This window comes from Mesorhizobium sp. AR02, assembly GCF_024746835.1.
GTDB lineage: Bacteria > Pseudomonadota > Alphaproteobacteria > Rhizobiales > Rhizobiaceae > Mesorhizobium.
In genome coordinates this window covers 613,609-626,875 of the sequence record NZ_CP080530.1, presented here as the reverse complement: position 1 = coordinate 626,875, position 13,267 = coordinate 613,609, and the positions used below count along the sequence as shown (strand labels likewise).

Genomic DNA, 13,267 nt, shown 5'->3' with positions numbered 1-13,267 from the left:
AGTGCTAAACTAATGGTCGGCCACGCGGTCGATGACCGGTAGCCTGAGGCACGCCAGGAATGCCGACCCTCTATGGATAGCCGCAGGCATGCGTTTCAAAGGGCTTGATCTGAACCTTCTCGTCGTGCTCGACGCCCTGCTGGCCGAGCGCAATCTCTCGGCGGCGGCACGCCGCATCAACCTCAGTCAGCCGGCCATGAGTGCGGCCGTCGCCCGGCTGCGCGATTTTTTCGGCGATGAACTGTTCAGCATGAGCGGCCGAGAACGTATTCTGACACCACGTGCGGCAGCACTTGGCCCCGCAGTCCGCGAGACTCTCCAAAACATCCAGTCCTCGTTTATTTCGTCGGATCCGTTTGACCCTGCTCGATCCGATCGCCGCTTCAGGATCATTATTTCCGATTTCGCCGCGCTCGTGTTTTTTGAAAAGGTCGTGGAGCGTGTTGCCCGGGAAGCCCCCGCCGTCAGCTTCGAATTGATGCCTCTCGACGGCAGCCCCGATGAGGTCCTCCGGCGTGGTGAGGTCGATTTTTTGATCACTCCGGATGTGTTCATGTCGAACGCGCATCCAAGAGTGGCGCTTTTCCACGAGAGGCTCGTATGCGTAGGCTGTCCCACGAACAAGCAGCTGCCACGGCACCTTACATTCGAGAGATACATGTCGATGAGGCACGTCTGCGTCAGGTTCGGACGTTTGCTGAAGCCCTCCATCGAGGAAGGGTTCTTGCTTGAGCATGGTCTTAAAAGACGTGTCGAAGTCGTCGTGCAGGGCTTCAGCATGATCCCGCCCATGGTGTCCGGCACAGCTCGTATAGCGACCGTGCCCCTCCGGCTGGTCAGGCATTTCGAAAACACGTTTCCCCTTCAGGTTGTCGAACTTCCGCTGCCGCTTCCCGGTTTCACCGAAGCCGCCCAGTGGCCGGCTCTCCACAATAGCGATCCGGCAAGCATCTGGATGCGAGAGATAATGATGCAGGAGGCAGAGCTGGATCGGGAAATTTGGACAGGGGTTATAAGTGGAATTTCTGCCTGAACACGGCGTTGGTACACGGATCTTTTATTGGTGTGGCTCAACTTGAGAGACATCGCCAGTGTCCTGATCAGTCAGGGTATGGGCAATGATCTCGCCGCTGTCGGCATCCAGTGCCAGATGCAGCTTGCGCCAACTGCGACGGGATCTGGCGCCGTGCTTCTCCTCCAGCCACTGACCCGCGCCGAAGACCTGCAGGCCGGTGCTGTCGACAAGAACATGCAGTGGTCCCTCCGGCGGAACCTGGCGATCATGCCGTTTGTTGGGCGATTGCCATTTCCGCGCCCGACGGCTCAGGGTGGTATGATCGGGGACAGCGAGCGCCAGCCCCATCAGTTGCAGCACCGATTCCAGCAACCTTCTGCCTGGCGCAGCCGCAGGCCAAACACAAGGCCCAGCGTCAAGGTGGTCTCGATCGCCAGATCAGAATAGCGGTGCTTGTCAAACGGCGTAAGCGCTCATTTCCATGCGCGTTGACGCGGCCCGTTTGACCGGGGTCGCTGTCGGCCAGTTGCATCGGATCAAGTAGCGGCGGTTTTGGCGAAGTTGAATGGCAAGAGATCGGTGATGTCGGCATTGTCCGCGCGCTGCGGCAATTCCGTGAGGACGTGGCGCAAATAGGCCAAGGGCTCGATGCCGCAAGCTCGGCATGTCAGCATGAGGCTGTAGACGACGGCACTGGCCCTGGCTCCGTCCACAGTGTCGCTGAACAGCCAACTCTTTCTTCCAGTGGCAAAAATCCTGATGTCGCGCTCAAGCAGGTTGTTGTCGATCGGCATCCTGCCGTCTTCGGTGTAGCGCGTCAGGTACTCCCACTGGTTCAGGGTGTAGGACACGGCGTCGCCGATCTTGCTGTCGGGCAGGACCTTCGGGGCTATGTCGTCGAGCCATGCCTTGAGAGCGTTCATGATGGGGACGCTGTGTTGCTGGCGGAAACGGCGGATGCATTGATGTCGCGTTTCGCCCTTGTCCGGCTTTTCGTTGCGCGTCTGGCTTTCAATCCGGTAGAGCTGTTCGAAGAACTTCAGCGCCTGCTCCGGCGGGCCGCCGCCTTTCTTTCTGGTCTTCAGTGCATCGACGAAGCGACGTCTGGCATGGGCCATGCACCCCAGATGGGTCGCTCCTGGCGTTGGTGCATGGGTCCGGACTTGAGCGGATGTCGATCTTTGAAGCGGCAGACTATGCCGTGGCCGCCTTGCGGCGGGCGGATTTCGGGCGTGCGCAGGCAAGCATGCGGTTGAGGACGGCGCAGCCGATGGCGCCTTCGGTCTGCTGAACGGGAAGCGACCGTGCCCGCAAACGCCGCCCGATGGTGGACTTGTATCGCCCTATGGCGGTCTCGACCAGCGAGCGTTTGCCATAACCGTTGGAGACCTGCCATTTCATCCGGCCGTCTCTGCCGATTGCGGCGATATGCTGGTCCCTTTGGCCGGGAGGTCTATCGTCGAATGGTTCGACCGCGCTGGCACGAGGCGGAATGACGATTGCGGCGGCAGCGCTATGATCGATGACTGCGTCGTAAGTCGGTTTTCCGTCATAGGCGCCGTCAGCAGTAAACTGTCCGATCGGACCGCCAATCTGGTCGAGTAGTGGCTCAACTTGAGAGACATCGCCAGTGTCCTGATCAGTCAGGGTATGGGCAATGATCTCGCCGCTGTCGGCATCCAGTGCCAGATGCAGCTTGCGCCAACTGCGACGGGATCTGGCGCCGTGCTTCTCCTCCAGCCACTGACCCGCGCCGTAGACCTGCAGGCCGGTGCTGTCGACAAGAACATGCACTGGTCCCTCCGGCGCAACCTGGCGATCATGCCGTTTGTTGGGCGATTGCCATTTCCGCGCCCGACGGCTCAGGGTGGTATGATCGGGGACAGCGAGCGCCAGCCCCATCAGTTGCAGCACCGATTCCAGCAAGCCTTCTGCCTGGCGCAGCCGCAGGCCAAACACAAGGCCCAGCGTCAAGGTGGTCTCGATCGCCAGATCAGAATAGCGGTGCTGGCCGCCACGTGTCTTGCGTCTTGGCGCTTGCCACCTGGACAGGGCTTCCGGCGTCACCCACAGGGTCAAACTGCCGCGATGACGAAGTCCTGCCTCATATTCTGGCCAGTTCGTCACCCTGAACTTCATCTTCTCAATATGATGGCGGCGGCTGGTATTGTGTTTGAAAGGCATGGCTACGCTACAAAGTTGCTATTGCGGTGACCGCTTGCCTAAGCCCGCACCAATAAAAGATCCGTGCCCCAACGCCAGTTCGCTATAGAGCGGCACGGTTGGAGCGTGTGCGTCGATCACCTTCACGACGGTGGCGGTGAGGGGGAGATTCCTCTTCTCAGCCTCCCACGCTTGCCGAAATCGCTGGACGGTTTCGGCGGCGGTGTCGATGACAAGCTTTTCCGGCAGCAACGCCTTCGCCGCCACATGCCGAAGCTCATCAGCGTCGAGTTCGGCCATCTTCTTTGTTCGCGAGAAATTGAGGGCGGCCGTATCCTCGCCCTCCATATAAGGAACGGTCGACACCAGGTCGTAGGCTGGCGAGAGCGCAGCCGTTCGTCGGTCCGGATAGATCAGCGACCAGTTCTTGAGGTGCATGTCGCCATTTCCGATCAGCGCACTGAATACGAGGCGCCGGATAAACTCAGCGGCGCCGGCATCGCCCGCTTCTGTGCCAATGACGCGTGCGATGTTTGCGTAGGTCGCACGCTTGTACTTGTTGTCCGGAAAGACACCGAAAACCTGCGCGAAATCCTCGGTGTGGACGGGACCGTCACCGGTCCGGTCGAAGCGGCTGACAGCGAGCGCCTGTCCCTTTAGTTCGCCAAGGCCGTCTGGAATGCCGGCGATCGCATCGAGATCGATCAGGTTGATGATCGGTACCTCCATGCCGATCATTCCGGCGATCGTCATCATCGAGAATTCGTTCTCCGGAACGCCGGCGAACTGCTGAGACGGAAGCTTCACGATCCAGGAACCACCGACTCCTTCGGCGGGAATGGTCAGGCCTCCGCCCTTTCCGGCGTTCTGGAACGCGGAGAACTTGAGTTGCACACCAGCGAGCGAAAAGCGCAGCGCATTAGGTTTGGCATTCTCCGGCAAATCCTCGTCGGCGCCAGGTGGAAGGGCGTCACCGGCTGCGGGATGAATAGACAGCGCTCCCGGCAGATCCAGGCCAAGCACCCAGAGCAGGAAGAATTCACGTTGCTGATTGACCCCAGCCCGCTCGGCGAGATAACGCCGCAGCCCTCCCTCGGGTAGCAGGTTCGAGAAGAATGGCGGCACAACCCGCTGTGTCGGGCGAATTTTGGTAATGAGGCCACCCAGATCGTCTTTGAACGAAAGGCTCAGGGTTGGCCGATCCGGGTTTTCGACATAGTCTTCGTTGAAGGCAAAGATCGTCCGGTCGCCCTGCAAATGGGTTAGCGTGCCAATGGGCTCACCGTAGAGCCGCACATCGAGAACCGAGACGTCAGGCATCGTCGTCACCTTCGTCGAGCGAATAGGCTGGCCTCGGTTCGACTGAACCGCCATGGGCGATCGAATTACGTAAGCGCTGCAGGTTCTGCGCGATGTCACGGATGACGGGCGCCGCTTGGTCGCTCGCCTGATAGCGCTCTAGCCGAGCGATCAGTTCGCGCACGAGCTGCATCTCCTGATCGGTGAGAGTCATTCGCCGCAGGAAACGCAGCGTATCTTCGACCCGATCGAGGTCAACCGAGCTTCCGTAGAGTTCCTTCATTTTCTTGACCAGCCGTTCGGCGCGGGCGAAGCGCTTGTCGTTGCGCTGACCGGCATGAATATACATGTCGGGCGTTGCCTGCGCCTTGATCAGGCCTAGTACCGCGGGCACCAGCTTCTTCGGCACGAGCATGAGCTCAAGATCGAGCGCGCGGGTTATGTCGATGAAACTCGACAACCCAGGCTCCATCTTGCCGCTCTCGATTTGGGAGATATGGCTCTGCGTCAGCCCGGCGCGCTTACTGAGGGCGCGCTGACTAAGACCGGAGGCCTCGCGGACCTCGCGTGTTTGCGTTATCAGGCTTTCGCTCTGGTAGGCCATGATACATAATCCTAGATCAAATGGGCCGAACGATCAGGATGAGGTATCTACCTTGACATGCCGCCGCCGTCAACGGCCTTGATGTAGAATAATGATCATCAGGCGCTACTTGATACAGGATCATGCATCAAATTATATCCCCCAATCCGAATGTGGCATTCTTCCTATGGAGTGAAGACATGGCGGCCAAGCCAACAGGTCAGTTGCGATCTTGGATAGAGGGACGCTACCCAGTCAAGTTACCGAAAAGTTTGCGACACATCCAGGCGGATGCCTCGTCGGTGACCGAGGCGGACCGTGCGGCTGAGCGGGTGATCCTTGAAGGGCTGCGCGAGGCGCTGGCCGGCGTAACTTGTGTGGCGGAAGAGGAAATCGCCGCCGGCGTGGTGCCGGTGCTCGAAGGCGATGCGATCCTGCTGATCGATCCGCTCGACGGCACCAAGGAATTCATCAACCGCAACAGCGACTTCACGGTGAATATCGCGCTTGTCCGCCAAGGCGTTCCGGAATTAGGCGTAGTTTATGCTCCGGCAAAGGGTGTGTTGTACTCCGGCCGTCCGGGCGAAGCGACCGAGGTATCAATTGCGCCGGATTTCCAGCCGGCGGCCCGCCGCAAGATATCCGTACGAAGGGCAGCCAAGCGGCTTACCATCGTCGCGAGCCGCCCCCACCGCACGCCCGAGACCGACGAATTCATCGCTAGGTTCCCGGGCGCGGAGATCGTCTCTGTGGGCTCTTCGTTGAAGTTCTGCCTTTTGGCGAGCGGAGCGGCTGATCTTTATCCGCGCTTCGGTCGTACTATGGAATGGGATACTGCGGCCGGCGATGCCGTGCTGCGGGCGGCTGGTGGACGAACAACGCTTCTCGAAGGCGGCCCGCTTCGCTACGGCAAACTGGGGCAACAGGACGAGGCGGATTTCGCCAATTCCTGTTCATAGCAGACACGTCACCGGCTGCGATTGATCAAAGTTCGCACTCTGGAGAATAACTCAACCGATTGGTCGGAGTGGAACAGACGCTCGTCACTTCATCAACATCTGCCAGTTGCTGCTGAATTTCACTGGCGAGCGTGAGCAGCGACTGTCCGTTGTGCGGCGATAGCGAGGTAACCGGAGAGATCCTCCGGCCACAATTTGTTCTCGCAAAACCCGGCCACACCTTGCGTCGCCAAGAGCTTTTGCTAGTCTGCCACAGCACCGGCCTTCAACAGCGGCCCGCGAGGATATGTGCCACAAGACAGTCAAACCCTTCATGGCGACGGCATCTCGGCTGTTATAGTCGGCCAGGGCGCCGAACTGGTGTCGCTGCAGGATGCGCAAGGATTTGAGTTCCTCTGGCAGGCCGGTCCGGCCTGGCGGCGCCATTCTCCGTTGCTGTTTCCGATTGTCGGCCGGCTGAAGGGCGATCAACTGCGTCACCGCGGCCAGACCTATACGATGAAGCAGCACGGCTTCGCGCGCGACAAGCCTTTTGTGTGGGCGGACAGGGGACCTCGATCCTGCACGCTGGTTCTTACCGACGACGCCGACAGCCGCGCGCACTACCCCTTCGCGTTTCGCCTGGCCGTGACTTACACGCTGGAACGCCAGCAACTCGGGGTGACCTTCGAGGTCACCAACACAGGCGACGAGCTGTTGCCGGCCTCAATCGGCGCGCACCCGGCGTTCAATTGGCCGTTGCTGTCGGAGTTACCTAAGGAGGCCTACCACCTGACATTTGCCGATGATGAGCCGGCGCCAGTTCCTCGCCTTAGCGATGGCCTCCTGCTCGCAGCACCGCGGCCGACGCCCATCGAAGGCAGGACGCTTGCACTATCCGAACGGCTGTTCGATGACGACGCCGTCATCCTGGATCGTCCCGCAAGCACCAGCGTGCGCTACGCGGCCGAGCGTGGTCCGGCGATCGAAGTATCATGGCAGGGATTTTCAGAACTGGGCATCTGGTCAAAGCCTGGCGGCGCCCCGTTCCTGTGCATCGAACCCTGGCATGGCATAGCAAGCCCTGTGGACTTCGATGGCAACTTCATCGATAAGCCGGGCCTGATGCTGGTCGCACCGGGGGCGAAGCGGTCGCTTAATTACGGGATCAGACTGGAGCAGGGGCCATGGTGATCCCCGGACCATCCGGAGAAGCAACGCTCGTGGGGTACCCAATCAAACTTGGCTTCGTCGGCAGCCATGCGCTTACTTCGCCATTGTTATCGGCTGAAATCCCATCAAGGGCGATCCGGTATCGATCTTGTTGTCGCCTTCCAGCGAAGAGATTGCGGCAAACTCGCTTCGCGCTATCCGAATGTGGGGGTTGCCGCAGACAACCAGGCTGTGCTCGAAGAACGCGACACTATCACGCTGGCGGTCCGGCCGCAGATTGCCCCCAGCTGTTGTCCGAATTGCGGTTTCGGCGCGACCACCACTTTATCAGCCTGATCGCCACGCTATCGGGATGTGTCGCAAACTTTTCGGTAACTTGACTGGGGCATGACAGCTCTTCGATTTTCGGGAGCGCTCAATGTTCAAAGGCAGGCACTTCGATCGATCCGTGATCCTTCAGTGCGTGCGGTGGTATCTGGCCTACAATCTGAGCTTGCGTGATCTGGAAGAGATGATGGCCGAGCGAGGCCTGAACGTCGACCACTCCACCGTGCATCGTTGGGTCGTCCACTTCTCGCCCCAGCTTCTGGAGCGTTTCAACAGTAAGCGCTCATTTCCATGCGCGTTGACGCGGCCCGTTTGACGGGGTCGCTGTCAGACGGCTGCATCGGATCACGCAGCGGCGGTTTTGGCGAAGTTGAAGGGCAGCAGGTCGGTGATGTCGGCGTCTGTGGCGCGCTGCGGCAATTTGCTGAGGACGTGGCGCAAGTAGGCCAAGGGCTCGACGCCACAGGCGCGGCAGGTCAGCATCAGGCTGTATATGACGGCGCTGGCCCTGGCTCCATCCACGGTATCGCTGAACAGCCAGGATTTTCTGCGTTCGAGGAGGTTGTTGTCGATCGGCATCCTGCCGTCTTCTGTGTATCGCGTCAGGTACTCCCACTGGTTCAGAGTGTAGGACACGGCGTCGCCGAGCTTGCTGTCCGGCAAGACTTTTGGGGCGATGTCGTCGAGCCATGCCTTGAGAGCATTGAGGATGGGGACACTATGTGTGAACGCGAATTTTGCCACACCGTCGCCGAAGTGATTGAACGGAAACAGATCGCGGCTTCCGGGCGAGGCCTCCACCTTACGGTACAGCTTCCTAAACCCTGCCCCACCCCGATGTCCGCTGCCGGCGCGGAATCCCACCCCCAACGATTGACCAATAACATAGCGTACTGGTGGTCCGGGCGGCGCCTACCAGGAAGGACGATGGACACTGTCCTCCCTTGGGCCTTGTGCACGCCGGCCGCCCGAGCCAATGTGGAAAAGGTCAGCGTCGAGGGGCGTTGGTGCGCGGATATGAAATCGAACGCATTTCGATCATTAATGTAGTTGGTTATGCCTGCGTGACTTGACGCCGGATAGACTCCGGGCGTGCCCATGCCAGCATGCGGTTGAGAACGATGCAACCGATGGCAACCTCGGTCTGTTGAGCCGGAAGAGAGCGTGCTCGCAGGCGCCGTCCGATCAGCCCCTTGTATCGTCCGATGGCTGTTTCGCTCAGCGCCCGCTTGCCGTAGCCGGTGGCTGCCTGCCATTTCAGCCGACCGTCGCTTGCGATTGCGGCAATGTGCTTGTCCCTTTGACCAGGCGGTCCGGTATCACCGCTTTCCACCGCCGTGGAACGCGGTGGAATGACGATGTTCGCGGTTGCGCTGTGCTGCAGGATAGACCGATAGGTTGGCTTGCCGCCATAGGCTCCGTCGGCTGTGAACTGGTCGATCTCGCCGTCGATCTGATCGAGCAGCGGTGCCACCTGGGAAGGATCATCCGTGTCCTGATCTGTCAGCCTTTGGGCAATGATCGCGCCACTTTTGGCATCCACTGCCAGATGCAGCTTGCGCCAGTTGCGACGTGATCTGGCGCCATGTTTCTGCTCCAGCCATTGCCCGGCGCCGTAGACTTTCAATCCCGTGCTATCGACAAGCACATGCAGCGGGCCGTCCGGCAGCGGCGGGTTTCGTCGGGCTGATGGCTCCCACTTCTGTGCCCGACGGCTCAGCGTCGTATGATCTGGAACTGGGACTTTCAGCCCCATGAGATCCAGCAGCGAGTGGAGCAATCCCTCGGTCTGGCGCAGCCGCATTGCCAAGACGCAACCCAGCGTCAGCGCTGTCTCAATGGCGAGATCGGAATACCGGGCTTGGCCGCCGCGGGTCTTGCGTCGCGGAGCGCGCCATCCCGCAAGTGCCTCCGGCGTTACCCATAAGGTCAGGCTACCACGCCGGCGCAGACCTGCTTCGTAGTCACGCCAATTCGTCACCCTGAATTTCATCTTTCCGACGTGATGACGACGATCTGCGTTGTGTTTGTACGGCATGGCACTCGCATCAAGCTGATTTCGATCCTGCCTGCCTATCGCCAAACCGTTGACAAAGGATCCATGCACCAACGCTGGCCAGCACCGCTATTCTGATCTGGCGATCGAGACCACCTTGACGCTGGGCCTTGTGTTTGGCCTGCGGCTGCGCCAGGCAGAAGGCTTGCTGGAATCGGTGCTGCAACTGATGGGGCTGGCGCTCGCTGTCCCCGATCATACCACCCTGAGCCGTCGGGCGCGGAAATGGCAATCGCCCAACAAACGGCATGATCGCCAGGTTGCGCCGGAGGGACCAGTGCATGTTCTTGTCGACAGCACCGGCCTGCAGGTCTACGGCGCGGGTCAGTGGCTGGAGGAGAAGCACGGCGCCAGATCCCGTCGCAGTTGGCGCAAGCTGCATCTGGCACTGGATGCCGACAGCGGCGAGATCATTGCCCATACCCTGACTGATCAGGACACTGGCGATGTCTCTCAAGTTGAGCCACTACTCGACCAGATTGGCGGTCCGATCGGACAGTTTACTGCTGACGGCGCCTATGACGGAAAACCGACTTACGACGCAGTCATCGATCATAGCGCTGCCGCCGCAATCGTCATTCCGCCTCGTGCCAACGCGGTCGAACCATTCGACGATAGACCTGCCGGCCAAAGGGACCAGCATATCGCCGCAATCGGCAGAGACGGCCGGATGAAATGGCAGGTCTCCAACGGTTATGGCAAACGCTCGCTGGTCGAGACCGCCATAGGGCGATACAAGTCCACCATCGGGCGGCGTTTGCGGGCACGGTCGCTTCCCGTTCAGAAGACCGAAGTCGCCATCGGCTGCGCCGTCCTCAACCGCATGCTTGCCTGCGCACGCCCGAAATCCGCCCGCCGCAAGGCGGCCACGGCATAGTCTGCCGCTTCAAAGATCGACACCCGCTCAAGTCCGGACCCATGCACCAACGCCGGTCGAGCCCGATCTGCGACGTCGCGGGCGCTGTGCTCGGCACCTTTGCCCTGTACTTTCCGGAGAAACGCGGCCCCACCCCTCGCGAGGAGAAGGTTGTCGCCTCTTGTACCTCTCTGTGCGCCATCGCGCTTGAGCGTCACCGGCGGGTCGTCGAGCGAGAGCACGGCGCCTATGTCGATGCGCTCACCAACCTGCCGAACCGGGCGAGTTTGGACGTAGCCCTGGAGCGGCTGTCCTTTGGCCAACCGAGCGCCTGGGCGGTCCTGATCATCGACCTCGACAACCTGAAGACCATCAACGACACCTTCGGCCATGCTGCCGGCGATGCTTTGCTACAGGCGGTGGGGTCACGTCTCGCCGAAAGCGTAGCGCCTGACCGTGTGTTTCGCATGGGCGGCGACGAGTTCGTCGTAATCCTTCAGCGAGCCGGAGCGCCCGCCGGCATCCAGAGCACGGCGCGTCATATTCTCGGCACTCTGGCTGTGCCCGCCAACTGCGACGGGCACATGATCCTGGCACAGGCCACCATCGGCGGCGCAGTGCTGTCGGCGGGGGACGTCGATGCGAAAAGCGTGCGCCAAAATGCCGATTTCGCGCTCTACCACGCCAAGGAAACTTCGCGAGGTGGCTTCGTGCTGTACTCGCCGGGAATCGGCAGCACAATCAAGACCCGGATCGAGGTGATCCGCGATGTTGACGCGGCTTTGCGCGAAGGCCGGATCGACGCGTTCTATCAGCCGATCCTGCGGCTCGACACCCGCGAGATCATCGGCATGGAGGCCCTCTGCCGCCTTCGCAAGCCGGATGGAGAGATCGTTTCCGCCGCCGCGTTTCACCAGGCGACCTCCGATGTCAGCGTCGCCTCGAATCTGACGGAATGCATGATGGCGATCGTCGCAGCGGACGCGCGCTCGTGGCTGGATCAAGGTATTCCGTTGCAGCATGTCGGTATCAACATTACCTCAGCCGATTTCCACAGCGGAACGCTCTATGCGCGTCTCGAAGCCGCGTTCGGCCGCGAGAACGTTCCGTTGAAGCACATCATTCTGGAGGTCACGGAGTCGGTCTATCTCGGGCAGCGCGACCCCCTCGTCGCTCGGGAAATCAAGGCGCTGCGCGCCCATGGCCTGCGCGTCGCGCTCGATGATTTCGGAACGGGCTTCGCTTCGCTCACGCATCTGCTGACCGTGCCGGTCGATATCGTCAAGATCGACAAATCCTTCATTGATCGCCTTGTCCAGGGAGATCCGAGCCTGGCCATCGTCGAGGGCTTGGTCGGCATCGCTCGCAAGCTCGACATTCAGGTCATCGCCGAAGGCATCGAGAACGAAGCCCAGGCCGTCTTACTTGCGGAGATCGGGTGCCAGTTGGGTCAGGGATACCTGTTTTCGCAAGCGGTACCACGTCAGATAGCGAAAGGCCTTCTGAAGCGGTTCGGGCGACCGCCTGCTGAGGAGACTAGGGTAGCGAGCGGGATAGCGAACCCAATCGATCGGATCGCCTGACAGAAATCCCTCCCTGGGGGTGGCTTGAACAACCGATAAGAATGCTGCGGCGCCCCGCAGAAACGTGTCCGAAAAGGAAACAAATATGCGCCTGCCATCCGCATCACAGCTCATTCGCAAGGCTTTCGGTCGCCCCGGGTCCGGGCAGTCATCGGCAGGCCTGGCTATCCGTTCGGACATTCATCCGGAAGAAACGGATTTCCGGATGCTCACTGAGAACAGCGGTGACGTCATCATGCAACTCGGGCCGGACACGAAGGCACGCTACGTTTCACCGTCATGCACCCGGCTTCTGGGATGGCTCCCGGAGGAAATGGTTGGGCATGGTCCGGAAATGTTCGTCCCGCCGGAGCATCTTCAAAACATCGCTGCGGCAGCCGCACTCTTGCTTGCCGGAGCAGACGAGGGCGAGCCGCTTGCAATCGAGATCCGGCGCAAGGATGGGAAAACTGTCTGGGTGGAGAGCAAGGCGCGCATCGTCCGTGATCCGCTAACTGGCGTTCCAGGCGACTTCGTGCTGATCATGAGAGATATCACAGAACGCAAACGGCTCGAAGAACAACTCCGCTCGCTTGCGATGACGGACGGACTGACCGGTCTGGGCAACCGCCGAGCCTTCGACGAGACCTTGGACAGGGAATGGCGACGCACCGTTGGCAGCGCTGGACAGATGTCCTTGCTGTTGCTCGATATCGATCGATTCAAAGGCTTTAACGACAAATACGGTCATCAGGTAGGCGATGATTGTCTTCGTGCCGTCGCTGCAGCTATAAGAGACGTGCTTCATCGTCCTGGGGATCTGGCGTCGCGATACGGCGGGGAAGAACTCGCCGTCATCTTGCCTGATACCGACAGCGAGGGAGCGCTTGAAATAGCGGAACGGCTGAGGCGCGCAATCGAAAACCTCGGCCTGCCTCATGGCGACAATCCGGAAGGCGGCGGACGCGTCACAGTCAGCATTGGTTCAGCGACCGCACTGTCACGATCGGGCGGGACAATCAGGATGCCGGAAGGCCTGCTTCTCGCCGCCGACACCGCCCTTTACAAGGCCAAGCATAAAGGTCGCAACCGCGTCGAAGTAGCGCTGCTCCTTGCATCGGAAGGTCCCGACGCGGCCTGATCAAAGGACGTTATAGCCTCGCGCCGACGCAGCCAGAAGGTCCCGGTTTCGTTGGTCTGGGCCATACACACGCATTGAGCGCGGGGGTTTTCGGCCATGAGCCATCACCTCGACTACGCTGAGTGTTCTTCTGGCGGACCCTTGAACGGGTTCA

9 protein-coding genes and 5 pseudogenes are annotated in these 13,267 nt (G+C 60.4%); 7 read left to right on the top strand and 7 right to left on the bottom strand.

The window, feature by feature from the left end; all coding sequences use genetic code 11:
• Nucleotides 1-88: 88 nt before the first annotated feature.
• Nucleotides 89-1,033 (top strand): LysR family transcriptional regulator, encoded by a 945-nt coding sequence (locus DBIPINDM_RS02855; protein WP_258580681.1) that lies wholly within the window; start codon nucleotides 89-91, stop codon nucleotides 1,031-1,033.
• A 33-nt stretch (nucleotides 1,034-1,066) separates the two neighbouring features.
• On the opposite strand, the pseudogene DBIPINDM_RS02850 reads toward DBIPINDM_RS02855, so the two are convergent.
• The 5 genes and pseudogenes from DBIPINDM_RS02850 to DBIPINDM_RS02830 all read right to left on the bottom strand — a co-directional run.
• Nucleotides 1,067-1,464: pseudogene (locus DBIPINDM_RS02850) on the bottom strand (transposase); the annotation flags it as partial.
• 87 nt (nucleotides 1,465-1,551) lie between these two features.
• A pseudogene (gene tnpC / locus DBIPINDM_RS02845) lies at nucleotides 1,552-2,154 on the bottom strand (IS66 family transposase); the annotation flags it as partial.
• A gap of 55 nt (nucleotides 2,155-2,209) precedes the next feature.
• Complete coding sequence (locus DBIPINDM_RS02840; RefSeq protein WP_258580680.1) at nucleotides 2,210-3,199, bottom strand: IS5 family transposase; 990 nt, start codon at nucleotides 3,197-3,199, stop codon at nucleotides 2,210-2,212.
• Between the two features lie 18 nt (nucleotides 3,200-3,217).
• The gene (locus DBIPINDM_RS02835) at nucleotides 3,218-4,498 is read right to left on the bottom strand and encodes a type II toxin-antitoxin system HipA family toxin (RefSeq protein WP_258580679.1); all 1,281 of its coding nucleotides are present in this window, start codon (nucleotides 4,496-4,498) and stop codon (nucleotides 3,218-3,220) included.
• Nucleotides 4,491-5,081, bottom strand: coding sequence for a helix-turn-helix domain-containing protein (locus tag DBIPINDM_RS02830; protein WP_258580678.1), 591 nt, complete (start codon nucleotides 5,079-5,081; stop codon nucleotides 4,491-4,493). Before DBIPINDM_RS02830 ends, DBIPINDM_RS02835 begins: the two co-directional genes overlap by 8 nt.
• Before the next feature lie 179 nt (nucleotides 5,082-5,260).
• On the opposite strand from DBIPINDM_RS02830, the gene cysQ reads away from it, so the two are divergent.
• The 3 genes and pseudogenes from cysQ to DBIPINDM_RS02815 all read left to right on the top strand — a co-directional run.
• Nucleotides 5,261-6,019, top strand: a complete 759-nt coding sequence (cysQ, locus tag DBIPINDM_RS02825; protein WP_318036873.1) for a 3'(2'),5'-bisphosphate nucleotidase CysQ — start codon at nucleotides 5,261-5,263, stop codon at nucleotides 6,017-6,019.
• Nucleotides 6,020-6,307: 288 nt separating this feature from the next.
• Complete coding sequence (locus tag DBIPINDM_RS02820; RefSeq protein WP_258580677.1) at nucleotides 6,308-7,192, top strand: aldose 1-epimerase family protein; 885 nt, start codon at nucleotides 6,308-6,310, stop codon at nucleotides 7,190-7,192.
• A gap of 397 nt (nucleotides 7,193-7,589) precedes the next feature.
• A pseudogene (locus DBIPINDM_RS02815) lies at nucleotides 7,590-7,781 on the top strand (IS6 family transposase); the annotation flags it as partial.
• Nucleotides 7,782-7,843: 62 nt separating this feature from the next.
• Here the strand turns inward: DBIPINDM_RS02815 and DBIPINDM_RS02810 are convergent.
• Nucleotides 7,844-8,221 (bottom strand): annotated as a pseudogene (locus tag DBIPINDM_RS02810) (IS66 family transposase); the annotation flags it as partial.
• A gap of 331 nt (nucleotides 8,222-8,552) precedes the next feature.
• Nucleotides 8,553-9,536, bottom strand: coding sequence for an IS5 family transposase (locus DBIPINDM_RS02805; protein ID WP_258580676.1), 984 nt, complete (start codon nucleotides 9,534-9,536; stop codon nucleotides 8,553-8,555).
• Nucleotides 9,537-9,603: 67 nt separating this feature from the next.
• Between DBIPINDM_RS02805 and DBIPINDM_RS02800 the strand changes: the two are divergent.
• The 3 genes and pseudogenes from DBIPINDM_RS02800 to DBIPINDM_RS02790 all read left to right on the top strand — a co-directional run.
• Nucleotides 9,604-10,431, top strand: a pseudogene (locus DBIPINDM_RS02800) (IS5 family transposase); the annotation flags it as partial.
• A gap of 41 nt (nucleotides 10,432-10,472) precedes the next feature.
• The gene (locus DBIPINDM_RS02795) at nucleotides 10,473-11,993 is read left to right on the top strand and encodes a putative bifunctional diguanylate cyclase/phosphodiesterase (RefSeq protein ID WP_258580675.1); all 1,521 of its coding nucleotides are present in this window, start codon (nucleotides 10,473-10,475) and stop codon (nucleotides 11,991-11,993) included.
• 85 nt (nucleotides 11,994-12,078) lie between these two features.
• A complete protein-coding gene (locus tag DBIPINDM_RS02790; protein ID WP_258580674.1) occupies nucleotides 12,079-13,113 on the top strand; it encodes a diguanylate cyclase in 1,035 nt (344 codons plus the stop codon).
• The last annotated feature ends 154 nt before the right edge of the window (nucleotides 13,114-13,267 follow it).